Below are 26,367 nucleotides of genomic sequence, written 5' to 3'. Positions count from 1 at the left end.
CGCCCATTATGCTCACTCGCCTGCGCGAAATAGTCGAAAAGGTAGCCAGCGCACCACGCCTGAATGAGGCGTTAAATATTCTGGTTACCGACATCTGTCTTGCGATGGATACCGAGGTCTGTTCGGTCTACCTGGCCGATCACGACCGACGTTGTTACTACCTGATGGCGACCCGGGGATTAAAAAAGCCACGTGGTCGCACCGTAACGCTCGCGTTTGATGAAGGGATCGTCGGCCTGGTTGGCAGGCTGGCGGAACCGATAAACCTTGCGGATGCGCAAAAACACCCCAGCTTCAAATATATCCCCTCCGTAAAAGAAGAACGTTTCCGCGCGTTTTTAGGCGTGCCAATTATTCAACGTCGCCAGTTACTTGGTGTACTGGTGGTACAGCAACGAGAGTTGCGGCAGTACAACGAAAGTGAAGAATCTTTCCTGGTGACGCTTGCCACCCAGATGGCAGCTATTCTTTCTCAGTCGCAGTTGACTGCCTTGTTTGGGCAATATCGCCAGACGCGAATCCGCGCATTACCGGCAGCGCCCGGCGTGGCGATTGCTGAAGGCTGGCAGGATGCCACGTTACCCTTAATGGAACAGGTGTATCAGGCATCAACGCTGGATCCGGCTCTGGAACGCGAGCGACTGACCGGGGCGCTGGAAGAAGCGGCTAACGAGTTTCGTCGCTACAGCAAACGCTTTGCCGCCGGTGCACAAAAAGAAACGGCGGCTATTTTCGATCTTTACTCACACCTGCTTTCTGACACGCGTCTGCGTCGCGAATTATTTGACGAGGTGGATAAAGGCTCAGTTGCAGAGTGGGCGGTGAAAACGGTCATTGAAAAATTCGCCGAACAGTTTGCTGCGCTAAGTGATAGCTATCTCAAAGAGCGAGCCGGTGATTTACGTGCGCTGGGCCAACGATTGTTGTTTCACCTTGATGATGCCAACCAGGGGGCGAACGCCTGGCCGGAACGTTTCATTCTGGTGGCAGATGAACTGTCAGCGACAACCCTTGCAGAGCTGCCTCAGGATCGCTTAGTCGGCGTTGTCGTGCGCGATGGCGCAGCCAACTCCCATGCTGCGATTATGGTACGTGCGCTGGGGATCCCTACCGTGATGGGCGCGGACATTCAGCCTTCGGTGCTGCATCGTCGCACACTGATCGTTGACGGTTATCGTGGTGAATTGCTGGTCGACCCGGAGCCGGTGCTGCTGCAAGAATATCAGCGGCTGATTAGCGAAGAGATTGAGCTTAGTCGTCTGGCGGAAGATGACGTCAATTTACCTGCGCAGTTAAAAAGCGGCGAGCGCATAAAAGTCATGCTCAATGCGGGATTAAGCCCGGAACATGAAGAAAAACTGGGCAGTCGCATTGATGGTATCGGTCTTTATCGCACCGAAATCCCTTTCATGCTGCAAAGTGGTTTCCCGTCGGAAGAAGAACAGGTGGCGCAGTATCAGGGGATGCTGCAAATGTTCAATGATAAACCCGTCACCCTGCGTACGCTGGATGTCGGTGCTGACAAACAATTGCCTTACATGCCGATCAGCGAAGAGAATCCATGCCTGGGGTGGCGTGGGATTCGCATTACGCTCGATCAGCCGGAGATCTTTTTGATCCAGGTGCGGGCGATGTTGCGCGCCAATGCTGCAACGGGCAACCTGCACATTCTGTTGCCAATGGTCACAAGCCTGGATGAAGTTGACGAAGCGCGTCGCCTGATTGAACGTGCCGGACGTGAAGTCGAGGAGATGATCGGTTACGCAATTCCCAAACCACGCATCGGTATCATGCTGGAAGTACCTTCAATGGTATTTATGCTGCCGCATCTGGCAAATCGGGTCGATTTTATCTCTGTTGGCACCAACGATCTGACTCAATACATCCTGGCCGTTGATCGCAATAACACCCGGGTCGCGAACATTTATGACAGTCTTCATCCTGCAATGTTACGTGCTCTGGCGATGATCGCCCGTGAGGCGGAAACGCAGGGAATCGATCTGCGTTTATGCGGTGAAATGGCGGGCGATCCCATGTGCGTGGCAATCCTCATTGGGCTGGGGTATCGCCATCTGTCGATGAACGGACGTTCTGTCGCGCGCGTCAAATACCTGCTGCGGCGCATTGATTTTGCCGAAGCAGAAAATCTTGCGCAGCGCAGCCTGGAAGCGCAACTAGCGACCGAAGTTCGTCATCAGGTCGCGGCATTTATGGAGCGTCGCGGTATGGGCGGGCTGATTCGCGGAGGGTTATAGCGCGGATCATATACATATCTTTTAACGGTATCCGGCAACCAGCCAGGTTCCCTTGTGCTATTATTCGCACCTTTGGAGCGCCTGAAACCTGCGGCGCGCATTTCAATCGCTGTTCTCTTTCAGCGAAATAACAAGAACTTGTGGTGACAGATGACCAGTAGCTATCTGCATTTTCCGGAATTTGATCCGGTCATTTTCTCAATAGGACCCGTTGCGCTTCACTGGTACGGCCTGATGTATCTGGTGGGTTTCATTTTTGCGATGTGGCTGGCTGGGCGTCGGGCTAGCCGTCCGGGCAGTGGCTGGACCAAAAATGAAGTTGAAAACTTACTCTATGCGGGCTTCCTCGGCGTCTTCCTTGGCGGACGTATTGGTTATGTTCTGTTCTACAACTTCCCGCAGTTTATGGCCGATCCGCTGTATCTGTTCCGTGTCTGGGACGGCGGCATGTCTTTCCACGGCGGTCTGATTGGCGTGATTGTGGTGATGATTATCTTCGCCCGCCGCACCAAACGTTCCTTCTTCCAGGTGTCTGATTTTATAGCACCGCTCATTCCATTTGGCCTTGGAGCCGGGCGTCTGGGCAACTTTATTAACGGTGAATTGTGGGGGCGCGTTGATCCGAACTTCCCGTTTGCCATGCTGTTCCCAGGCTCCCGTACTGAAGACATTCTGCTGCTGCAAAACAACCCTCAGTGGCAATCTATTTTCGACACCTACGGCGTACTACCGCGTCACCCGTCGCAACTTTACGAGATGCTGCTGGAAGGTGTGGTGCTGTTTATTATCCTCAACCTGTATATCCGTAAACCGCGCCCGATGGGGGCTGTCTCGGGCTTGTTCCTGATTGGCTATGGCGCGTTTCGCATCATTGTTGAGTTTTTCCGCCAGCCCGATGCGCAGTTCACCGGCGCATGGGTGCAGTACATCAGCATGGGGCAAATTCTTTCCATCCCGATGATTGTCGCGGGTGTTTTCATGATGGTCTGGGCATATCGTCGCAGCCCACAGCAACACGTTTCCTGAGGAACCATGAAACAGTATTTAGAACTGATGCAAAAAGTGCTCGACGAAGGCACACAGAAAAACGACCGTACCGGAACCGGAACGCTTTCCATTTTTGGTCATCAGATGCGTTTTAACCTCCAGGATGGATTCCCGTTAGTGACAACCAAACGTTGCCACCTGCGTTCCATTATCCACGAGCTGCTGTGGTTCCTGAAGGGCGACACTAACATTGCTTATCTGCACGAAAACAATGTCACCATCTGGGACGAATGGGCCGATGAAAACGGCGATCTTGGTCCGGTTTATGGTAAACAGTGGCGCGCCTGGCCCACGCCGGATGGTCGTCATATTGACCAGATTACTACGGTACTGAACCAGCTGAAAAACGACCCGGATTCCCGCCGCATTATTGTTTCGGCATGGAACGTAGGCGAACTGGATAAAATGGCGCTGGCTCCATGCCATGCGTTCTTCCAGTTCTATGTGGCAGACGGCAAACTCTCTTGCCAGCTTTATCAGCGTTCCTGCGACGTCTTCCTCGGCCTGCCGTTTAACATTGCCAGCTACGCGTTACTGGTGCATATGATGGCGCAGCAGTGCGATCTGGAAGTGGGTGATTTTGTCTGGACCGGTGGCGATACGCACCTGTACAGCAATCATATGGATCAAACCCATCTGCAATTAAGTCGTGAACCGCGTCCGCTGCCGAAGCTGATTATCAAACGTAAACCTGAATCCATCTTCGACTACCGTTTCGAAGACTTTGAGATTGAAGGCTACGATCCGCATCCGGGAATTAAAGCGCCGGTTGCTATCTAAATTACGCAACATCCTGCCAGAGCCGACGCCAGTGTGCGTCGGTTTTTTTTATCCTTCGCTAAATTCTTCGAGACGCCTTCCCGAAATTTTGCAACGCCCTGCAACAGCGTAAATAGTCCGGAAGACGCGCCGAAGAATGAGAAACTGGCCCTCGTCTTTTTTTCTCCTCGCTCCATACTGCCGGCATGAAAACACAACGTGGTTATACGCTGATTGAAACGCTGGTTGCGATGCTGATTTTGGTCATGCTAAGCGCAAGTGGACTCTATGGCTGGCAATACTGGCAGCAGTCGCAACGGCTCTGGCAAACCGCCAGCCAGGCGCGGGACTATTTGCTCTATTTACGTGAGGATGCCAACTGGCATAACCGCGACCACAGTATCAGCGTCATCAGGGAGGGGAAGTTATGGTGTCTTGTGAGTTCTGCCGCAGGGGCGAATGCCTGTCATGGCAGTTCACCGTTGGTCTTTGTGCCACGCTGGCCCGACGTAGAAATGAACGACCTGACGCCTTCGCTCACTTTCTTTGGCCTGCGCAATACCGCATGGGCCGGGCATATTCGCTTCAAAAATTCAGCGGGAGAGTGGTGGCTGGTGGTTTCGCCGTGGGGAAGGCTCCGGCTTTGCCAGAAAGGAGAAACAGAAGGATGCCTGTAAAAGAGCAAGGATTTTCTCTGCTGGAAGTTTTGATTGCTATGGCGATCAGTAGCGTACTGTTGCTGGGGACTGCTCGATTTCTGCCTGCATTACAGCGTGAAAGTTTGACGAGCACCCGCAAGCTGGCGCTGGAAGATGAAATCTGGCTGCAGATATTTACCGTTGCGAAGCATCTCCAGAGAGCAGGTTATTGTCATGGTAGCTGCACTGGCGAGGGGCTGGTCATTGTCGGACAGGGTGACTGTATCATTGTGCAGTGGGATGCGAACAGTAACGGTATCTGGGAGAGCGAACCGGTAAAAGAGTCCGACCAGATTGGATTTCGTCTGAAGGAGCATGTGCTGGAAACGCTACGCGGTGCGACATCTTGTGAAGGTAAGGGCTGGGATAAAGTCACTAATCCGGATGCCATCATTATCGACACTTTTCAGGTCGTGCGTCAGGATGTCAGCGGTTTCTCGCCGGTGTTGACGGTGAATATGCGGGGCGCCAGTAAGGCTGAACCACAAACCGTGGTGGATGCCAGCTATAGCGTAACAGGATTCAACCTGTGAATCGTGAACGGGGAGTTTCATCGCTGGCACTGGTTCTAATGTTGCTGGTTTTGGGCAGCTTGCTGCTACAGGGAATGAGCCAACAGGATCGCAGTTTTGCCTCTCGGGTGACTATGGAAAGCCAGTCATTGCGCCGCCAGGCTATCGTACAGTCGGCGCTGGAATGGGGCAAAATGCACTCCTGGCAGACACAGCCCGCAGTTCAGTGCTCACAGTACGTTGCAACCGGTGCCCGGGTTTGTCTGCGTTTACTGGCAGATAATCAAACCTTGCTGATTGCCGGTTATGAAGGCGTTTCATTATGGCGAACAGGCGAAGTCATCGATGGAAACATTTTTTTTTCGCCACGCGGCTGGAGTGATTTTTGTCCGCAGAAAGAGGGGGCGTTATGTCAGCTTCCCTGAAGAATCAACAAGGCTTTAGCCTGCCGGAAGTGATGTTGGCGATGGTGCTGATGGTGATGATTGTCACTGCGTTATCGGGGTATCAGAGAACATTAATGAACAGTCTTGCCAGCAGAAACCAGTATCTGCAACTCTGGCGGCATGGCTGGCAGCAAACGCAACTGCGCGCGATTTCGCCACCTGCCAACTGGCAGGTTAACCGAATGCAGACATCGCAGGCGGGATGTGTCAGCATCAGCGTTACGTTAGTTTCACCCGGGGGCAGAGAAGGCGAGATGACCCGCCTGCATTGCCCGAATCGTCAGTAGTCAGGAGCCGCTATGCTAAGGGTCTACCATTCCAATCGTCTGGACGTGCTGGAAGCGTTGATGGAGTTTATAGTCGAACGCGAACGGCTGGACGATCCTTTTGAGCCAGAAATGATTCTGGTGCAAAGTACCGGTATGGCGCAGTGGCTGCAAATGACGCTGTCGCAGAAGTTCGGCATTGCGGCAAACATTGATTTTCCGCTGCCGGCGAGCTTTATCTGGGATATGTTCGTCCGCGTATTGCCGGAGATCCCCAAAGAGAGTGCCTTCAACAAGCAAAGCATGAGCTGGAAACTGATGACTCTGCTGCCGCAACTGCTGGATCGCGAAGATTTTACCCTGTTGCGTCATTACCTGACTGACGATAGCGACAAGCGCAAGCTGTTTCAGCTTTCCTCAAAAGCGGCGGACCTGTTTGACCAGTATCTGGTCTATCGACCGGACTGGCTGACACAGTGGGAAGCGGGACACCTGGTTGAAGGGCTGGGAGAAGCGCAGGCCTGGCAAGCTCCCTTGTGGAAGGCGCTGGTGGAATATACCCATGAACTGGGGCAACCGCGCTGGCACCGTGCCAATCTCTATCAACGCTTTATCGAAACGCTGGAGTCCGCGACGACCTGCCCGCCGGGGTTACCTTCGCGCGTCTTTATATGCGGTATTTCCGCGTTACCGCCTGTTTATCTACAGGCGCTACAGGCGCTGGGTAAACATATTGAAATCCATCTTCTGTTTACCAATCCCTGCCGTTATTACTGGGGCGATATTAAAGATCCGGCTTATCTGGCGAAACTGCTGACTCGCCAGCGCCGACACAGTTTTGAAGATCGCGAATTGCCGCTATTCCGCGATAGCGAAAACGCCGGACAGTTGTTTAACAGCGACGGCGAACAGGATGTTGGCAACCCGCTACTGGCCTCATGGGGAAAGCTGGGGCGCGACTACATCTATCTGCTTGCCGATCTCCAGAGCAGTCAGGAGCTGGACGCATTCGTTGATGTCACGCCAGACAGCCTGTTGCATAACATCCAGTCCGACATTCTCGAACTGGAAAATCGTGCCGTTGCGGGCGTGAATCTGGCAGAGTTTTCCCGCAGCGATAACAAACGTCTGCTTGATCCACAAGATAACAGCGTCACCTTCCACGTATGCCACAGCCCGCAGCGCGAAGTGGAAGTTTTGCACGATCGCCTGCTGGCGATGCTGGAAGAAGATCCGACACTTACTCCACGCGACATCATCGTGATGGTGGCCGACATCGACAGCTATAGTCCGTTTATTCAGGCTGTATTTGGTAGCGCGCCTGCGGATCGTTACCTGCCTTATGCCATTTCCGACCGTCGGGCGCGGCAGTCACATCCAGTACTGGAAGCATTTATTAGCCTGTTATCACTGCCTGACAGCCGCTTTGTGTCGGAGGATGTGCTGGCGCTGCTGGACGTGCCGGTACTGGCGGCGCGGTTTGATATCACCGAAGAAGGGCTACGTTATTTACGTTTGTGGGTTAATGAATCCGGCATTCGCTGGGGGATTGATGACGACAACGTTCGCGAGCTGGAACTCCCCGCCACCGGGCAACACACCTGGCGATTTGGCCTGACGCGCATGTTGCTGGGCTATGCAATGGAGAGCGCCCAGGGCGAGTGGCAATCGGTTCTGCCTTATGATGAATCGAGCGGCTTAATTGCGGAACTGGTAGGGCATCTGGCGTCACTGCTAATGCAACTGAATATCTGGCGTCGCGGGTTAGCGCAGGAGCGCCCGCTTGAGGAGTGGCTGCCGGTTTGTCGCGATATGCTTAACGCCTTCTTCCTGCCGGATGCGGAAACTGAAGCGGCGATGACGCTTATCGAACAACAATGGCAAGCGATTATCGCCGAAGGTTTAGGTGCGCAGTATGGCGACGCGGTGCCGCTGTCGCTGTTACGTGATGAACTGGCACAACGCCTCGATCAAGAACGTATCAGCCAGCGTTTTCTTGCAGGTCCGGTTAACATTTGTACGTTGATGCCAATGCGTTCAATCCCGTTCAAAGTGGTTTGCCTGCTGGGAATGAACGATGGTGTTTATCCGCGCCAGCTTGCGCCATTGGGCTTTGATTTAATGAGTCAGAAACCGAAACGTGGCGATCGTAGCCGTCGCGATGATGACCGCTATCTGTTCCTGGAAGCGTTAATTTCCGCGCAGCAAAAACTCTATATCAGCTATATCGGGCGTTCCATTCAGGATAACAGTGAACGTTTCCCGTCGGTGCTGGTGCAAGAACTGATCGACTACATTGGACAAAGTCATTATCTGCCGGGTGATGAAGAGCTTAACTGTGATGAAAGCGAGGTACGGGTAAAAGAGCATCTTACTTGCCTCCATACCCGGATGCCGTTTGATCCGCAAAACTACCAGCCTGGCGAGTTACAAAGCTATGCACGTGAATGGCTACCGGCAGCCAGCCAGGCAGGCAAGGCGCATTCTGAATTTGTCCAGCCTTTACCGTTTACCTTGCCGGAAACCGTGCCGCTGGAAACACTACAACGATTCTGGGCGCATCCGGTGCGAGCGTTTTTCCAGATGCGTTTACAGGTGCACTTCCGTACCGAAGACAGCGAAATTCCCGATACCGAACCATTTATTCTTGAAGGGCTTAGCCGTTATCAAATTAATCAGCAGTTATTAAATGCGTTGGTGGATCAGGATGATGCAGAACGCTTGTTCCGCCGCTTCCGGGCGGCAGGGGATTTACCGTACGGCGCTTTTGGTGAAATTTTCTGGGAAACGCAGTGTCAGGAGATGCAGCAGCTTGCTGACAGAGTCATTGCCTGTCGCCAGCCGGGGCAAAGTATGGAAATCGATCTCGCCTGCAACGGTGTGCAGATAACTGGGTGGTTGCCGCAGGTTCAGCCGGATGGCCTGTTGCGCTGGCGTCCCTCTTTGCTCAGTGTGGCACAGGGAATGCAACTTTGGTTAGAACACCTTGTCTACTGTGCCAGTGGTGGTAACGGTGAAAGCCGCCTTTTTCTACGCAAAGACGGCGAGTGGCGTTTCCCGCCGCTTGCAGCCGAACAGGCTTTACATTACCTCTCCCAACTGATTGAAGGGTATCGTGAAGGGATGTCCACGCCGTTGCTGGTGTTACCTGAAAGTGGCGGCGCATGGCTAAAAACCTGTTATGACGCGGAAAACGATGCCATGCTGGATGACGATTCCACGTTGCAAAAAGCTCGTACGAAATTCCTTCAGGCTTACGAAGGCAACATGATGGTGCGTGGTGAAGGTGATGATATCTGGTATCAACGGCTCTGGCGGCAATTAACGCCAGAGACAATGAAAGCCATCGTTGATCAGTCGCAGCGTTTCCTGTTACCGCTGTTTCGTTTTAATCAGTCATGAGTTTTGTATAAAAATTGCGCAATCCATCTGCTTACTTTATGATGCGCACCAGTCACGGACTGATGGTTATATAGACACTGGCTGGCTCGTTCAGCACAAGATTATATTCTGCCGGATGATTTTCTTTAAGCTATTGAATCTGGTTGAAAAATAAAGTTGATAATGAGGTTCGTGAATGCCCCGCAGCACCTGGTTCAAAGCATTACTGTTGTTTGTTGCCCTTTGGGCTCCCTTAAGTCAGGCAGAAACGGGATGGCAGCCGATTCAGGAAGCCATCCGTAAAAGTGATAAAGATAACCGCCAGTATCAGGCTATACGTCTGGATAACGGTATGGTGGTGTTGCTGGTTTCTGACCCGCAGGCGGTAAAATCGCTTTCGGCGCTGGTAGTGCCCGTTGGGTCGCTGGAAGATCCTGAGGCGTATCAGGGGCTGGCGCATTACCTTGAACATATGAGTCTGATGGGGTCGAAAAAGTACCCTCAAGCAGATAGCCTCGCTGAATATCTCAAAATGCACGGCGGCAGTCACAATGCCAGTACGGCACCATATCGCACCGCTTTCTATCTGGAAGTGGAAAATGATGCCTTGCCTGGTGCAGTAGACCGCTTGGCCGATGCCATCGCTGAACCCTTGCTCGACAAGAAATATGCTGAACGTGAACGTAATGCAGTGAACGCAGAATTAACCATGGCGCGCACGCGTGACGGGATGCGCATGGCGCAGGTCAGCGCAGAAACCATTAACCCGGCGCACCCAGGTTCAAAGTTTTCTGGCGGTAACCTGGAAACCTTAAGCGACAAACCCGGTAATCCTGTGCAGCAGGCGCTGAAAGATTTCCATGAGAAATATTACTCTGCCAATCTGATGAAGGCGGTTATCTACAGCAATAAACCATTGCCGGAACTGGCAAAAATGGCGGCGGACACCTTCGGTCGCGTGCCTAACAAAGAGAGCCAGAAACCGGAAATTACCGTACCGGTAGTCACCGACGCGCAAAAGGGAATTATCATTCATTACGTCCCGGCACTGCCGCGTAAAGTTCTGCGCGTCGAGTTTCGCATCGATAACAACTCGGAGAAGTTCCGTAGTAAAACGGATGAGTTGATTACCTATCTGATTGGTAATCGCAGCCCTGGTACACTTTCTGACTGGCTGCAAAAGCAGGGATTAGTTGAGGGCATTAGCGCCAACTCCGATCCTATCGTCAACGGTAACAGCGGCGTATTAGCGATTTCTGCGTCCTTAACCGATAAAGGTCTGGCGAATCGCGATCAGGTTGTGGCGGCCATTTTCAGCTACCTCAATCTGTTACGCGAAAAAGGGATTGATAAACAGTATTTCGATGAGCTGGCGAATGTGCTGGATATCGACTTCCGTTATCCGTCAATCACCCGTGATATGGATTACGTCGAATGGCTGGCGGATACCATGATTCGCGTTCCTGTTGAGCATACGCTGGACGCGGTAAATATTGCCGATCGGTATGATGCTAAAGCAGTAAAAGAACGTCTGGCGATGATGACGCCGCAGAACGCGCGTATCTGGTATATCAGCCCGAAAGAGCCGCACAATAAAACGGCTTACTTTGTTGATGCGCCGTATCAGGTCGATAAAATCAGTGAACAAACCTTCGCTGACTGGCAGAAAAAAGCCGCCGACATTGCGCTCTCCTTGCCGGAGCTTAACCCCTATATTCCTGACGAGTTCTCGCTGATTAAGTCAGAGAAGAAATACGACCATCCAGAGCTGATTGTTGATGAGTCGAATCTGCGCGTGGTGTATGCGCCAAGCCGTTATTTTGCCAGCGAGCCCAAAGCTGATGTCAGCCTGATTTTGCGTAATCCGAAAGCCATGGACAGCGCCCGCAATCAGGTGATGTTTGCGCTCAATGATTATCTCGCAGGGCTGGCGCTTGATCAGTTAAGCAACCAGGCGTCGGTTGGTGGCATAAGTTTTTCCACCAATGCTAACAACGGCCTTATGGTTAATGCCAATGGTTACACCCAGCGCCTGCCGCAGCTGTTCCAGGCTCTGCTGGAGGGCTACTTTAGCTATACCGCCACGGAAGATCAGCTTGAGCAGGCGAAGTCCTGGTATAACCAGATGATGGATTCGGCAGAAAAGGGCAAAGCGTTCGAGCAGGCGATTATGCCCGCGCAGATGCTCTCGCAGGTGCCGTACTTCTCGCGAGATGAGCGACGTAAAATTTTGCCCTCCATCACTCTGAAAGAGGTGCTGGCCTACCGCGACGCCTTAAAAACGGGGGCACGACCAGAGTTTATGGTTATCGGCAACATGACCGAATCACAGGCAACAACGCTGGCGCGCGATGTGCAAAAACAGTTGGGCGCTGATGGCACAGAGTGGTGTCGTAACAAAGATGTGCTGGTTGAGAAAAAACAGTCCGTCATCTTTGAAAAAGCCGGTAACAGTACCGACTCTGCCCTGGCAGCGGTTTTCGTACCGACTGGCTACGATGAATACACCAGTTCAGCCTACAGTTCTCTGCTGGCGCAGATTGTACAGCCGTGGTTCTACAATCAGTTGCGTACCGAAGAACAGTTGGGTTATGCCGTGTTCGCGTTTCCTATGAGTGTGGGCCGCCAGTGGGGCATGGGCTTCTTGCTGCAAAGCAATGATAAACAGCCTTCATACCTGTGGGAGCGATACAAAGCCTTTTTCCCAACCGCAGAGGCAAAATTGCGGGTGATGAAGCCAGAAGAGTTCGCGCAAATTCAGCAGGCGGTCATTACCCAGATGCTGCAGGCTCCGCAAACGCTCGGCGAAGAAGCATCGAAGTTAAGTAAAGATTTCGATCGTGGCAATATGCGCTTCGATTCGCGTGATAAAATTGTGGCACAGATAAAACTGCTGACGCCGCAAAAACTGGCCGATTTCTTCCATCAGGCGGTGGTCGAGCCGCAAGGCATGGCTATCCTGTCGCAGATTTCCGGCAGCCAGAACGGGAAAGCCGAATATGTACATCCTGAAGGCTGGAAAGTGTGGGAGAACGTCAGCGCGTTGCAGCAAACAATGCCCCTGATGAGTGAAAAGAATGAGTGATGTCGCCGAGACACTAGATCCTTTGCGCTTGCCCTTACAGGGCGAGCGCCTGATTGAAGCCTCTGCCGGCACAGGCAAAACCTTTACAATTGCGGCGCTCTATTTGCGCCTGTTACTTGGACTAGGCGGTTCCTCCGCCTTTCCCCGCCCGCTGACCGTTGAAGAACTGCTGGTGGTCACCTTTACCGAGGCTGCCACGGCAGAATTGCGCGGTCGTATCCGTAGCAATATCCACGAGTTGCGCATCGCCTGTCTGCGTGAAACCACCGACAATCCACTGTACGAACGCCTGCTGGAAGAGATCGACGATAAAGCGCAAGCCGCGCAGTGGTTGCTGTTAGCTGAGCGACAGATGGATGAAGCAGCAGTCTTTACCATCCACGGTTTTTGCCAGCGAATGCTCAACCTGAATGCCTTTGAATCCGGCATGTTGTTTGAGCAGCAGCTGATTGAAGATGAGTCTCTGCTGCGCTATCAGGCCTGCGCCGATTTCTGGCGTCGCCACTGCTATCCGTTACCGCGTGAAATTGCCCAGGTCGTCTTTGAAACCTGGAAAGGGCCGCAGGCGTTGCTGAGCGATATTAATCGTTATCTGCAAGGCGAAGCGCCGGTTATCAAAGCACCGCCGCCCGATGATGAAACGCTGGCTTCCCGCCACGCGCAAATTGTGGCGCGTATTGATGCGGTAAAACAGCAGTGGCGTGACGCAGTAGGTGAACTGGATGCGCTGATCGAATCTTCCGGTATTGATCGCCGCAAGTTTAACCGTAGCAATCAGGCTAAATGGATAGACAAGATCAGTGCCTGGGCAGAAGAAGAGACCAACAGCTACCAGTTGCCTGAGTCGCTGGAAAAATTTTCTCAGCGTTTCTTAGAAGATCGCACAAAAGCAGGGGGCGAGACGCCGCGCCACCCGTTATTTGAAGCGATCGATCAATTGCTTGCCGAACCATTATCGATCCGCGATCTGGTGATCACCCGCGCGTTAGCTGAGATCCGCGAAACAGTAGCGCGCGAAAAACGTCGCCGTGGCGAACTGGGCTTTGACGACATGCTAAGTCGGCTGGATTCCGCGCTGCGTAGCGAAAGCGGAGAGGCGCTGGCGACGGCGATCCGTACGCGCTTTCCGGTGGCAATGATCGACGAATTTCAGGATACCGACCCTCAGCAGTACCGGATTTTCCGCCGTATTTGGCACCATCAGCCGGAAACGGCGTTATTGCTGATTGGTGACCCGAAACAGGCCATTTACGCATTCCGTGGTGCAGATATCTTCACCTACATGAAGGCGCGTAGCGAAGTTCACGCCCACTACACTTTAGACACCAACTGGCGTTCTGCGCCGGGAATGGTGAACAGTGTGAACAAACTTTTCAGCCAGGCAGATGACGCTTTCATGTTCCGCGAAATTCCGTTTATTCCAGTGAAATCAGCCGGGAAAAATCAGGCACTGCGTTTTGTATTTAAAGGTGAAACGCAGCCGGCGATGAAAATGTGGTTGATGGAAGGCGAAAGCTGCGGTGTTGGCGATTATCAAAGTACCATGGCGCAGGTATGTGCCGCGCAAATCCGCGACTGGCTACAAGCCGGACAGCGGGGCGAAGCATTGCTGATGAATGGTGACACCGCGCGTCCTGTTCGCGCCTCGGACATCAGTGTGCTGGTACGCAGCCGCCAGGAGGCCGCCCAGGTGCGCGATGCTTTAACGCTGCTGGAAATCCCTTCCGTTTACCTTTCAAACCGCGACAGTGTTTTTGAAACACTGGAAGCGCAGGAGATGCTTTGGCTGTTGCAGGCTGTAATGACGCCTGAACGTGAGAACACTCTGCGCAGTGCGTTAGCAACGTCGATGATGGGGCTGAACGCCCTGGATATCGAAACGTTGAATGATAACGAAAATGCGTGGGATGCAGTCGTCGAAGAGTTTGATGGGTATCGACAAATCTGGCGCAAACGCGGCGTTATGCCGATGCTGCGGGCGCTGATGTCGGCGCGCAACATTGCAGAAAACCTGCTGGCCACGGCAGGTGGCGAGCGTCGTCTTACCGATATCTTGCATATCAGCGAACTGCTACAAGAAGCCGGAACGCAGCTGGAAAGTGAACATGGACTGGTACGCTGGTTATCGCAACATATCCTCGAACCCGACAGTAACGCCTACAGCCAGCAAATGCGCCTCGAAAGTGACAAACATCTGGTGCAGATCGTCACGATCCATAAATCGAAAGGGCTGGAATATCCGCTGGTCTGGTTGCCGTTTATTACCAATTTCCGCGTCCAGGATCAGGCGTTCTATCACGATCGTCATTCATTTGAGCCTGTACTTGATCTTAACGCTGCGCCAGAAAGCGTCGATCTCGCCGAGGCCGAACGTCTGGCGGAAGATCTGCGTTTGCTTTACGTGGCACTAACGCGTTCGGTCTGGCATTGCAGTCTCGGCGTTGCGCCGCTGGTGCGCCGTCGTGGCGATAAAAAAGGTGACACCGACGTCCACCAAAGTGCGCTTGGGCGCTTGCTGCAAAAAGGGGAACCGCAAGATGCGGCAGGGCTTCGCGCCTGTATTGAGGCTCTGTGCGATGAGGATATTGCCTGGCAAACGGCGCAAACGGGTGATAACCAACCCTGGCAGGTTAATGATGTTTCTACAGCAGAACTGAATGCGAAGACACTACAACGATTGCCCGGCGATAACTGGCGCGTCACCAGCTACTCCGGTTTACAGCAGCGTAGTCACGGTATCGCTCAGGATCTGATGCCACGGCTGGATGTTGACGCCGCAGGCGTGGTTAGTGTTGTTGAAGAACCTACGTTAACACCGCATCAGTTTCCGCGTGGTGCCTCACCGGGGACGTTCTTGCACAGTTTGTTTGAGGATCTGGATTTTACCCAGCCGGTTGACCCGAACTGGGTGCGGGAAAAACTGGAACTTGGCGGCTTTGAACCGCAGTGGGAACCGGTGTTGACTGAGTGGATCACCGCTATTCTTCAGGTGCCGCTCAATGAAACTGGCGTCACTCTGAGTCAGCTTTCCGCCCGCGATAAACAGGTGGAGATGGAGTTTTACCTGCCGATTAGCGAGCCGCTTATTGCCAGCCAACTTGATGCGCTAATCCGCCAGTTTGACTCGCTATCCGCTGGCTGCCCGCCGCTGGAGTTCATGCAGGTGCGCGGCATGTTAAAAGGTTTTATCGACCTGGTATTTCGCCATGAAGGGCGTTATTACCTGCTCGACTATAAATCCAACTGGCTGGGTGAAGACAGTTCGGCTTACACCCAACAGGCTATGGCAGCGGCGATGCAGGCACACCGCTATGATCTGCAATATCAGCTTTATACCCTGGCGTTACATCGTTATCTGCGCCATCGAATTGCTGATTACGACTATGAGCGCCACTTTGGCGGCGTTATCTATCTGTTCCTGCGCGGTGTTGATAAAGAACATCCGCAACAAGGGATTTACGCAACCCGCCCCGATGCCGGGTTGATTGCGCTGATGGATGAGATGTTTGCCGGTATGAGCCTGGAGGAGGCGTAATGAAATTGCAAAAGCAATTACTGGAAGCTGTGGAGCACAAACAGCTACGCCCGCTGGATGTGCAGTTCGCCCTGACCGTGGCGGGTGATGAACATCCCGCCGTCACCCTTGCGGCGGCACTGTTAAGCCACGACGCCGGGGAAGGGCACGTCTGTTTGCCGCTTTCACGACTGGAAAATAACGAGGCGTCACATCCGCTGTTGGCGACCTGTGTCAGTGAAATCGGTGAGCTACAAAATTGGGAAGAGTGCTTGCTAGCTTCACAAGCGGTCAGCCGGGGAGATGAACCAACGCCAATGATCCTCTGTGGCGATCGCCTTTACCTGAATCGCATGTGGTGTAATGAGCGCACAGTGGCGCGATTTTTCAACGAAGTGAATCATGCCATTGAGGTTGATGAAGCTCTACTGGCGCATACCCTGGACAAACTTTTTCCAGTAAGCGATGAAATTAACTGGCAAAAAGTTGCAGCGGCAGTGGCGCTGACGCGGCGGATCTCGGTGATTTCCGGCGGCCCTGGCACCGGTAAAACGACCACCGTGGCGAAGTTGTTGGCTGCGTTAATTCAGATGGCAGACGGCGAACGCTGCCGTATCCGACTGGCCGCGCCAACGGGGAAAGCTGCTGCGCGCTTAACCGAATCGCTTGGCAAGGCTTTGCGCCAGTTACCGCTGACCGATGAACAAAAGAAACGCATTCCGGAAGACGCCAGCACTTTGCACCGCTTGCTGGGCGCGCAGCCGGGCAGTCAGCGTTTACGTCATCATGCAGGTAACCCACTGCATCTTGATGTGCTGGTGGTAGATGAAGCATCAATGATCGATCTGCCTATGATGTCGAGACTGATCGACGCCTTGCCCGATCATGCCAGAGTGATCTTTCTTGGCGATCGCGATCAACTGGCTTCCGTTGAGGCTGGGGCTGTGCTGGGCGATATCTGCGCTTATGCCAACGCAGGGTTTACCGCAGAGCGTGCCGGGCAATTAAGTCGTCTGACAGGAAGTCACGTTCCAGCGGGAAGTGGCACAGAAGCGGCATCTTTGCGCGATAGCCTCTGCCTGCTGCAAAAAAGCTACCGTTTCGGCAGCGATTCTGGCATTGGTCAGTTAGCTGCGGCGATCAACCGTGGTGATAAAACGGCAGTGAAAACGGTTTTTCAGCAGGATTTTACTGACATCGAAAAACGGCTTTTGCAGAACGGCGAAGACTATATTGCGATGCTTGAAGAAGCTCTTGCGGGTTACGGACGTTATCTGGATCTGCTACAAGCACGTGCCGAGCCGGATTTAATCATTCAAGCGTTCAATGAATACCAGCTATTGTGCGCCCTGCGGGAAGGGCCATTTGGCGTCGCTGGACTGAATGAGCGAATTGAACAGTTTATGCAACAGAAGCGCAAAATTCATCGTCATCCGCACTCGCGCTGGTACGAAGGCAGGCCGGTAATGATTGCCCGCAATGACAGCGCGCTTGGGTTGTTCAATGGTGATATCGGGATTGCGCTGGATCGCGGGCAGGGAACGCGCGTCTGGTTTGCGATGCCAGATGGCAATATCAAGTCAGTGCAACCGAGCCGCCTGCCGGAGCACGAAACTACGTGGGCGATGACGGTACATAAATCGCAGGGATCGGAGTTCGACCATGCGGCGTTGATTTTACCGAGCCAGCGTACACCGGTGGTAACACGAGAGCTGGTTTACACTGCGGTAACCCGTGCGCGTCGCCGTTTGTCGCTATATGCCGATGAGCGCATATTGAGTGCGGCAATCGCCACGCGCACCGAGCGGCGTAGCGGGCTGGCAGCGTTGTTTAGTTCGCGGGAATAAACGTGATTGCCTGATGCGACGCATGGGCGTCTTATCATGCCTGGAGGTATTGCGTATGCCGCATCCGGCTATATCCATCGCTTACCCTAAATCCGCCATCAACACCTTTGATTTACGCTGGTAGTTGTACATCTGCTTTTTGCTCTCCGGCAGTGAGTCAATATCCACCGGGGTAAATCCGCGCTCCTGGAACCAGTGAATACTGCGCGTGGTCAGCACAAACAATTTGCTTAACCCGCTCTGCTTCGCCTGAGCGGCAATGCGTTCCAGTAAAACCTCGCCCCGTGATGAACTACGGTAATCCGGGTGTACCGCCACACAGGCCATTTCGCCAATCTTCTCTTCCGGGAACGGATAGAGCGCGGCGCAGGCAATAGTTGTGTTATCGCGCTGAATAATAGTGAATTTGTCGATTTCCATCTCCAGTTGTTCGCGAGAACGACGTACCAGAATGCCTTGCTGCTCCAGCGGGCGAATCAACTCCAGAATACCGCCAATATCGTTGATTGTTGCGCGACGAATCTGCTCCGCGCTTTCCATCACAATTTGCGTACCGATACCGTCACGTGAGAACAGCTCTTGCAACAGCGCGCCATCTTCCTGATAACTGATTAAATGACAGCGACGAACACCGCTGCGACAGGCTTTCACCGCGCCACGCAAAAAGCGCACCGTACCAGAGTTGTAATCGCCTTTCTCTTCCTGGGCTTCTACTCGCGCTTGCGCCTCGTTAGGGAAAAGTTCGGAGACAATATCGCCATCGTCATTGGTGACGCCCTGTGAAGAGCAAAAACCAATCATCTTCTCAGCTTTCAGTTTGATGGCCAGTTGTGTGGCAATCTCTTCCGAGGTCAGGTTAAAGCTCTCGCCAGTGACCGAAACCGCCACCGGGCCCATCAGCACAATCGCACCGCTGTCCAGTTGGCGATGAATCGCTTCTTCGTCAATCCGCCGGATACGCCCGCTATGGCAGTAATCCACGCCGTCATCGACGCCCAGCGGCTGGGCAATAATAAAATTGCCACTGACGACATTGATATGCGCGCCCTGCAATGGCGTGTTATTAAGGCTCATCGACAGGCGTGCTGTGATGTCTAGTTGCAATGTCCCCGCAGCCTGCTTCACCAGCTCCAGCGTTTTGCCGTCAGTCACGCGTATATTCTTGTGGTACAGCGGTTCGTGATGATGCGCCGCCAGATTCGCGTCGATCTGTGGACGCGCGCCATAGACGACGACCAGACGTATGCCGAGGCTGTGCAATAGCCCAATATCATTAACGATACTGGAGAAATTTTCATGCTCAATGGCTTCGCCGCCGAGCATGATGACAAACGTTTTTCCCCGGTGAGTGTTGATATAGGGAACCGAATGGCGGAATCCCTCGACCAGCTCGGTTTTACGTTCCTTCACCACGGCACACCTCTTTGCATGATTATTCGAAATTAATGTATTTTTATTCTGTTTTTTTGTCGTGTGCAAGTGCAAATTTTACGCATGAGCAACTTTTTTATCAGTAATGCCGTGAATATAAAAAGAATGTTTACCGTTTTATAGATGACAGATTATGCGTCTTTCGCTAAAGTTTCCGGTCAAATTGGTCGTTTACTTGTTACACAGCTTAGATTTTTTGCTCGGGAGAGGCATGTCAGGATCCAATACTGCAATCAGCCGTCGTCGTTTACTGCAAGGCGCGGGTGCCATGTGGCTATTGAGCGTAAGTCAGGTCAGCCTGGCTGCGGTCAGCCAGGTCGTGGCGGTGCGCGTCTGGCCTGCGTCCAGCTATACCCGTGTGACGGTTGAATCAAATCGTCAGCTGAAATATAAGCAGTTCGCGTTGAGTAATCCTGAGCGCGTGGTGGTGGATATTGAAGATGTAAACCTGAACTCGGTGCTCAAGGGGATGGCGGCACAAATTCGTGCTGACGACCCGTTCATCAAGTCAGCTCGCGTCGGGCAATTTGATCCGCAAACCGTGCGGATGGTTTTTGAATTAAAGCAAAACGTAAAACCACAGATGTTTGCCCTCGCGCCGGTTGCCGGATTTAAAGAGCGTCTGGTGATGGATCTCTATCCGGTCAATGCGCAGGATATGCAAGACCCGCTGCTGGCTCTGCTGGAGGATTACAACAAAGGCGATCTCGAAAAACAGGTGCCGCCTGCGCAAAGTGGTCCACAACCGGGTAAGGCAGGGCGCGATCGCCCGATTGTCATCATGCTTGACCCTGGCCACGGTGGCGAAGACTCCGGCGCAGTGGGGAAATACAAAACGCGTGAAAAAGACGTGGTATTACAAATTGCCCGCCGTCTGCGCTCTCTGATCGAGAAAGAGGGCAATATGAAGGTGTACATGACGCGTAATGAAGACATCTTCATTCCATTGCAAGTGCGCGTAGCAAAAGCACAGAAACAACGTGCTGACCTGTTTGTCTCTATCCATGCAGATGCCTTTACCAGCCGCCAGCCGAGCGGTTCCTCGGTGTTTGCGCTTTCGACCAAAGGCGCAACCAGTACTGCGGCAAAATATCTGGCGCAAACCCAGAACGCCTCGGACTTAATTGGTGGTGTGAGCAAAAGCGGCGACCGCTATGTCGACCACACCATGTTTGATATGGTGCAGTCGCTGACCATTGCCGACAGCCTGAAGTTTGGTAGGGCAGTACTAAATAAACTTGGTAAAATCAACAAGCTGCATAAAAATCAGGTCGAGCAGGCCGGGTTTGCCGTGCTGAAAGCGCCTGATATTCCCTCTATTCTGGTCGAAACGGCGTTTATCAGTAACGTTGAGGAAGAGCGCAAACTGAAAACGGCGACTTTCCAGCAGGAAGTTGCAGAGTCCATTCTTGCGGGAATTAAAGCGTATTTTGCCGATGGAGCGACGCTGGCGAGAAGGGGATGATGTTTTAATTTATCCATTCAATTAATTTATATTTAATTGAATGGATATTATTTATATGAATGTTAAACGATGATTTTGTGACTGCTGTCGAATATTTGAAAGTTAGCTTGAAAAATAAGCCTGGCGTCTCTTTTATTAAAGGCAATCCCGTGTAAGGTATAGGCATTAGTTAATCATCTTGTAACTGTTAAATCAGGCAAGGCAATGTTTGAAGTAATTATTACTTCTGACGTGCCTTGCCTTTTTTTTTGGAGCCATGAAATGATCATCGAAAAAGTCATGAACAATAATTGTGTGCAGGCATCGATGAATGGACAGGAGGTTATCATTTCTGGACCTGGTGTCGGTTACAACAAAAAATATGGTATGCCTGTACCCGAACATCCGGCTAACCGAATTTTTTATGTCAGGAATGAGCAAAAAAATAAACTCTACAAACTGATTGAGCATGTGGATATTGAGTATGTATTTGTGGCTGAAAAGATAGTGCAATATGCGGAGAGCAATCTTGAAAAAAAGCTAAATCCATCGCTACTGCTCATTCTTGCCGATCACATTTCGAATGCAATATCCCGAGTCGCCTCCGGAATACAAATTAATAATGTTTTCCTTGAGGAAATCAAAGCGTTGTATAAAGCAGAATATGCGATAAGTCGGGATGCATTAACAATCATCAATGATCAATTTAGCTTTCAGCTTCCGGATGACGAGATTGGTTTTATTGCATTACATATTTTAAATAACTATGAAAACTCAATTGATTATGAATCTGTACGAATTATTGAGTTGTCTCAAAAAATTACGGAGATTATTGAGGGAATTTATAACAGAAGGGTGGACAGGAGTTCATTTAACTATTCAAGATTTATGATGCATCTTAAGTATTTTTCTTGTCGAGTATTATGCAATGAAAAAATAAAACAGAAAGATATTGGCGATATCTATGAACAGTTTCTTGAAAAAGACATTCAATTGCAACGCGCTATTCATGAAATAGAAAGGTATCTGTACAGCACGTTTAAATATGAATTGATTTTAGAAGAAAAGCTATATCTCTCTATTCGCACCAAAGTATTAATGGACTAACTACATATAATATTTTTATGAGATAACCAGCATGAAACAAAAGAAAGCCTGGAGTTTTTTTCAGAGCCTGGGAAAAGCATTTATGTATCCCATCGCTCTGCTAAGTGTATGTGGCATGATGCTAGGACTAGGAAGTGGTTTAGCCAGTGATGATATGGCAAAGTTAATTCCATTTCTGGCTATTCCAATAATTAAAACCATACTTGATTTCATTGTTAGCCTTGGTTTGTTTGCTTTTGTTAATTTACCTGTACTATTTGCGATAGCGATTCCATTAGGATTATTAAAAGAGAAAGATGATAAAGCCTATGGTGCATTTTCTGGCTTAATTGGTTTTATGGCGATGCATTTGGGAACAAATTTTTACCTTAAACAACACGATTTATTGGTCGCAGCTGACCAAATGTCGACACATGGACAAACTATCATTTTGGGGATCCAGTCCTATAATACCAGTGTGCTGGGAGGGATTGTTTCAGGTTTATTAGTCGCCAGCATGTATAAAAAGATCGTTAACTTACGCATTCCTGAGTCATTAGGTTTTTATAGTGGTCCGCGCCTGGTGCCTATCATTACACTAATTGTGATGAGTGGGTTTGGCCTGATTATTCCTTTTATCTGGCCGCCATTTTTCAATCTTTTCATGCTCATTGGTCACTGGATTTCAACTTCCGGTCCTGTCGGTTATTTCTTCTATGCAGTTGCTGAACGCGTGACGATACCTTTTGGCCTAAACCATCTGGTGACATCAGTTTTCCGATTTACCCCAATCGGCGGTTCGGCAGTAATTGGTGGTGAAGAATATTACGGCACTCTGAATATGTTTATGGCGTACGTCAAAGAGAATACTGTTATTCCGCTGGATTTGGCGGGGAAAATGGAACAGGGCAAACTGATGATCCAGTATGGTCTGGCTGGTGCCGCGCTGGCGATGTATCGCACCGCTCATGCTCAGAACAGAAAGGCTATCAAAGCATTGCTTATTTCCGGTGTGCTGACGGTCATTATTGGTGGCGTTAGCGAACCGATTGAATTTCTCTTCTTGTTTGTCAGTCCGTTGCTGTTTGTCTTCCATGCTTTTATGAATGGATTCGCTAACATGGTTCTGCCATATATGGGCGTGAAGATGGGGTTTACTGGCGATCTGATTCAGTTTATTAGCTTTGGTGTCTTACGTGGCACAAGAACGGGCTGGCCGATAGCGGTTTGCGTAGAAGTGGCCTATTTCTTTATTTATTACTTTGTGTTCCGTTGGACCATTCTTAAATTTAACCTGATGACCGTAGGACGTGAAGAGTCCAGCCCCATCGCGATAAACGCCCACGAAGATACTGCTATAGCGGATATCCCAACTCATGATAAATCAGAGTTGCAGGCAGCGGCGCAGATGGTTCAGGCACTTGGCGGTAGAGAGAATATTAAATCTCTGGATAATTGTGTAACTCGTTTACGTTTAACTATCGCAGATATGGGATTAATTGATGAGGTTGCGATAAAAAGAGCCGGAGGGATTGCGGTTGTTAAACTTGATCAAAATACCCTACAAGTCATTATCGGCACTAAAGTCATCGCCCTGCGTCGGGATATGGATAATTACATGGGGATACGCTAATGGATATTTTTAATACCACAATTTCCCGTAAAGGAACATATTGTACCCAGTGGGACTTTTGTGAGGACAGATTTGGTGTAAAAGATGTATTGCCATTCTCTATTTCAGATATGGATCTTCCGATACCAGAAGCTATCACCAGAGCATTAAAAAAACGCCTGGAACACCCGATTTTAGGGTACAGCCGTTGGCAACATGATGAATATCTGAATGCGATAGTTAATTGGTATTATAAACAGTATAAAACAGATATTAAACCAGAATGGATAACCTATAGCCCAAGTGTGATGTATTCCATTGCTAAAGCAATAGAGTTACTGACATCGAGTGGCGATAACATTCTCATTTTTACACCTGTCTATAACGCATTTTTTGATGTTATTAAAAATAGTGGGCGAAATACGCTGGAAACTTCTTTGAGTAAAGATAACGAGGGAGATTACGTTATCGACTGGCAAGATTTTGATCTAAAAATTAAAAAAGCGAAGATGGTGTTATTATGCAATCCTCATAACCCGACAGGAACCGTCTGGCCTGAAGATTGTCTGCATAAAATCGCTGCAAGCTGTGCAAGACACGATGTTTGGTTGTGTTCAGATGAAATCCATAGTGATTTTGTATTTAATCGTTGCTTCACGTCTGCGCTTAAAATAATAAATGAAAAGGTGGTGGCGTTTAATTCAATATCGAAAACATTTAACGTTCCTGCGCTAACGGGTTCGTATATGATTTCACCTGATGAAAATTTCAATCACCAATTCAGAACGATATCGAGGTATCGCGATTTTGTAAACTCCCCATCAGTACTGAATGTAATTGCGACTATTGTTGCCTATAACGAATGTGAGGAATGGTTAACGTCATTAAAGGAGCATCTTGCTTCAAATATTCAATTTACCCAGTGGTATATAAATGAAAATATTCCGGGGTTAATCGTGAAGCCGGCTGATGGTTGCTATTTTTCGTGGATTAATTGCTCTGCCATTGGTTATCCCTTTGATAAATTTTACAGCCGATTAATTTATGAAGGTAAAGTAGGTATTATGGCGGGGCATGTCTATGGAACCGAAGGGGAGGGCTATCTTCGTCTGAATTTGGCTTGCAGTCGAGAAAAGTTATATATGGGGCTTACGCGCATTGCAGGTGTAATCAGAAATATTAATCAGGAAAAAGAAAATGAACAACACTGATCTTATCTATCTTATTAAACATTTTATGCGCAACGAACATAAAGCAGTTGAAGAGGTTATCGATTCTCCCCTTTCGGAAGTTGCTGCTTTAATTAAAATATTACAATCTTGTCAGGGTAAAGTTGTTTTTATTGGCGTAGGGAAGTCCGGCATTATTGCCAGAAAACTCGCAGCAACATTTGCCAGCACCGGAACTCCCTCGTTTTTTGTTCACGGTACGGAAGCGGTACACGGCGATCTTGGTATGGTGGCGAAAAACGATATTGTTATTCTTATTTCAAACAGCGGTGAGACGGCAGAAATTCTGGCAACGTTGCCCAGCCTAAAAAAAATGGGTAATTATTTGGTCTCCTTTACTCGCAGTCATCGTTCATCGCTTGCGATAAGTTGTGATTTATCCGTTGAAATTCCCGTCAAAAGCGAGGCGGATAATTTAGGTTTAGCGCCGTCATGTTCATCTACAGTCGTTCTGGTTGTGGGTAATGCGGTGGCGCTTGCTCTCTCCGAATTGAAAAAATTTACTCGTGCTGATTTCGGCTTATATCATCCAGGAGGTGCGCTCGGTATTAAAGCAAACTCATAGTTTCAGAATATAAAAACAGTAACCGGTCACGCCATCTTTTGGGGTGGCGTTCATTGAAGTGAGTGTCAGCTATGAAAAACGTTCTGGTCACCGTTCCCAGCTTTTCAGCGCGCTGTGTTTCCGCCAGCAAGTTGCTAAGAGAGAATAATTTTAACCTTATTATTAAGAATAATGTGGAGCATCTGCTTAAATCAGAATCCACTGCATTACGAGAATCTATTTGTGCGGCCATTGCCGGAAAAGATTGTTATCAGGCGGACACGCTATCACTACTGCCTGGTGTGAAAATAATATCGAGATTTGGGACAGGGATTGATAATGTTGATCTTCACGCGGCACGACAATCAGGGATTGTGGTCAATAATACGGTTGGAATTAATTCAAATGCGGTTGCGGAATTTATCATTGGTCTTATCTTCGCGAGCATGAGAAATATCCCAGGCAGCTATCATGCGATGCAAAATGGTTACTGGGGAGAGTCGCATGGCTGCGAGTTACAAGGTAAACGGATTGGCCTGCTTGGCTACGGCAATATAGGTAAAACCCTGGCGAAAAGGTTGTCTGGTTTTGATGTTGAGCTTTTAGCTTTTGACAAACAACCCGATTATCAGGTTGCAGGTAAAACCGGAGTTCAGTTCGTATCAATTGAAGATATCTTCATGCTGTCGCATGTCATCATTGTTCTTTTGCCTTTTTCTCCTGACCTGGAGAACTTCATCAGCCATAAATATTTGTCGATGATGCGCAATGGCGCTCTGATCATCAATGCCGCAAGAGGAAAGTTGCTGGATGAGGGGGCTTTACTTCAGGTGATTGAAGAACGAAATGTTTTTGCGGCGCTGGATGTTTTTAGCTCTGAACCGCTGGCGCAATTTAGCCCATTGCTGCATACCAAAAATATCATTACAACGCCGCATATTGCAGCCGCCACCGTTGAGTCATACCAGCAAACCGGGATACACGTTGCCCAGTCGATAATTGATTTCTTTGCGGGGAGGGAGATAAAAAACGTGCAGTGAGTTTAGCGATCGAAGATTTTAGATACAAAAAAACCGCAATCCGTGAAACACGTTGCGGTTTATCAGCATTCTAAGTATTGGTTGCGGGGGCCGGATTTGAACCGACGACCTTCGGGTTATGAGCCCGACGAGCTACCAGGCTGCTCCACCCCGCGTCACCGTACTGCTTTT

The 26,367-nt window shown here is 50.3% G+C and carries 18 protein-coding genes and 1 tRNA gene; 17 read left to right on the top strand and 2 right to left on the bottom strand.

Annotation, left to right across the window (positions count from 1 at the left end):
* Positions 1-8: 8 nt before the first annotated feature.
* The 11 genes from ptsP (at position 9) to recD (ending at position 17,810) form a co-directional block, all read left to right on the top strand.
* Positions 9-2,255, top strand: a complete 2,247-nt coding sequence (ptsP, locus tag WC5_RS19455) for a phosphoenolpyruvate--protein phosphotransferase (RefSeq protein ID WP_000957933.1) — start codon at positions 9-11, stop codon at positions 2,253-2,255.
* Between the two features lie 150 nt (positions 2,256-2,405).
* Positions 2,406-3,281: a prolipoprotein diacylglyceryl transferase gene (gene lgt / locus WC5_RS19460; protein ID WP_000204651.1), complete on the top strand. Its 876-nt coding sequence runs from the start codon at positions 2,406-2,408 to the stop codon at positions 3,279-3,281.
* 6 nt (positions 3,282-3,287) lie between these two features.
* The gene (gene thyA, locus WC5_RS19465; RefSeq protein WP_000816226.1) at positions 3,288-4,082 is read left to right on the top strand and encodes a thymidylate synthase; all 795 of its coding nucleotides are present in this window, start codon (positions 3,288-3,290) and stop codon (positions 4,080-4,082) included.
* Between the two features lie 185 nt (positions 4,083-4,267).
* Positions 4,268-4,738, top strand: a complete 471-nt coding sequence (locus WC5_RS19470; protein ID WP_000857048.1) for a prepilin peptidase-dependent protein — start codon at positions 4,268-4,270, stop codon at positions 4,736-4,738.
* Positions 4,729-5,292: a prepilin peptidase-dependent protein gene (locus WC5_RS19475; protein WP_001144337.1), complete on the top strand. Its 564-nt coding sequence runs from the start codon at positions 4,729-4,731 to the stop codon at positions 5,290-5,292. Before WC5_RS19470 ends, WC5_RS19475 begins: the two co-directional genes overlap by 10 nt.
* Complete coding sequence (locus WC5_RS19480) at positions 5,289-5,696, top strand: DUF2509 family protein (RefSeq protein WP_001078546.1); 408 nt, start codon at positions 5,289-5,291, stop codon at positions 5,694-5,696. The genes WC5_RS19475 and WC5_RS19480 overlap by 4 nt, the downstream gene beginning before the upstream one ends.
* Positions 5,681-6,004 (top strand): prepilin-type N-terminal cleavage/methylation domain-containing protein, encoded by a 324-nt coding sequence (locus tag WC5_RS19485; RefSeq protein WP_001276468.1) that lies wholly within the window; start codon positions 5,681-5,683, stop codon positions 6,002-6,004. The genes WC5_RS19480 and WC5_RS19485 overlap by 16 nt, the downstream gene beginning before the upstream one ends.
* A 12-nt stretch (positions 6,005-6,016) precedes the next feature.
* Positions 6,017-9,385: an exodeoxyribonuclease V subunit gamma gene (gene recC, locus WC5_RS19490; protein WP_000946863.1), complete on the top strand. Its 3,369-nt coding sequence runs from the start codon at positions 6,017-6,019 to the stop codon at positions 9,383-9,385.
* Between the two features lie 175 nt (positions 9,386-9,560).
* The gene (ptrA, locus tag WC5_RS19495) at positions 9,561-12,449 is read left to right on the top strand and encodes a pitrilysin (RefSeq protein ID WP_001138144.1); all 2,889 of its coding nucleotides are present in this window, start codon (positions 9,561-9,563) and stop codon (positions 12,447-12,449) included.
* The gene (recB, locus tag WC5_RS19500; protein ID WP_016231408.1) at positions 12,442-15,984 is read left to right on the top strand and encodes an exodeoxyribonuclease V subunit beta; all 3,543 of its coding nucleotides are present in this window, start codon (positions 12,442-12,444) and stop codon (positions 15,982-15,984) included. Before ptrA ends, recB begins: the two co-directional genes overlap by 8 nt.
* Positions 15,984-17,810 (top strand): exodeoxyribonuclease V subunit alpha, encoded by a 1,827-nt coding sequence (recD, locus tag WC5_RS19505; protein WP_000775922.1) that lies wholly within the window; start codon positions 15,984-15,986, stop codon positions 17,808-17,810. Before recB ends, recD begins: the two co-directional genes overlap by 1 nt.
* 81 nt (positions 17,811-17,891) lie before the next feature.
* On the opposite strand, the gene argA is transcribed toward recD, so the two are convergent.
* A complete protein-coding gene (argA, locus tag WC5_RS19510) occupies positions 17,892-19,223 on the bottom strand; it encodes an amino-acid N-acetyltransferase (protein ID WP_000237966.1) in 1,332 nt (443 codons plus the stop codon).
* 229 nt (positions 19,224-19,452) lie between these two features.
* On the opposite strand from argA, the gene amiC reads away from it, so the two are divergent.
* From amiC to WC5_RS19540, 6 genes are all read left to right on the top strand, one after another.
* Positions 19,453-20,706: an N-acetylmuramoyl-L-alanine amidase AmiC gene (amiC, locus tag WC5_RS19515; protein ID WP_000016908.1), complete on the top strand. Its 1,254-nt coding sequence runs from the start codon at positions 19,453-19,455 to the stop codon at positions 20,704-20,706.
* A 261-nt stretch (positions 20,707-20,967) separates the two neighbouring features.
* Positions 20,968-21,792, top strand: coding sequence for a PRD domain-containing protein (locus WC5_RS19520; protein WP_016231407.1), 825 nt, complete (start codon positions 20,968-20,970; stop codon positions 21,790-21,792).
* A gap of 31 nt (positions 21,793-21,823) precedes the next feature.
* Complete coding sequence (locus tag WC5_RS19525) at positions 21,824-23,404, top strand: PTS transporter subunit EIIC (RefSeq protein ID WP_000810564.1); 1,581 nt, start codon at positions 21,824-21,826, stop codon at positions 23,402-23,404.
* Positions 23,404-24,594, top strand: coding sequence for a MalY/PatB family protein (locus WC5_RS19530; RefSeq protein ID WP_000350908.1), 1,191 nt, complete (start codon positions 23,404-23,406; stop codon positions 24,592-24,594). The genes WC5_RS19525 and WC5_RS19530 overlap by 1 nt, the downstream gene beginning before the upstream one ends.
* Positions 24,581-25,177, top strand: coding sequence for a KpsF/GutQ family sugar-phosphate isomerase (locus WC5_RS19535; RefSeq protein WP_001066239.1), 597 nt, complete (start codon positions 24,581-24,583; stop codon positions 25,175-25,177). Before WC5_RS19530 ends, WC5_RS19535 begins: the two co-directional genes overlap by 14 nt.
* Before the next feature lie 71 nt (positions 25,178-25,248).
* A complete protein-coding gene (locus tag WC5_RS19540; protein WP_016159634.1) occupies positions 25,249-26,196 on the top strand; it encodes a phosphoglycerate dehydrogenase in 948 nt (315 codons plus the stop codon).
* Between the two features lie 78 nt (positions 26,197-26,274).
* Here WC5_RS19540 and WC5_RS19545 read toward each other — a convergent pair.
* Positions 26,275-26,351: transfer RNA gene (locus WC5_RS19545), tRNA-Met, on the bottom strand.
* Between the last annotated feature and the right edge of the window lie 16 nt (positions 26,352-26,367).

This window comes from Escherichia sp. KTE114 (genome assembly GCF_000407765.1).
Classification (GTDB): Bacteria; Pseudomonadota; Gammaproteobacteria; order Enterobacterales; family Enterobacteriaceae; genus Escherichia; species Escherichia ruysiae.
The sequence above is the reverse complement of the archived record's forward strand: the minus strand, read 5'-3'. Positions and strand labels throughout refer to the sequence as shown.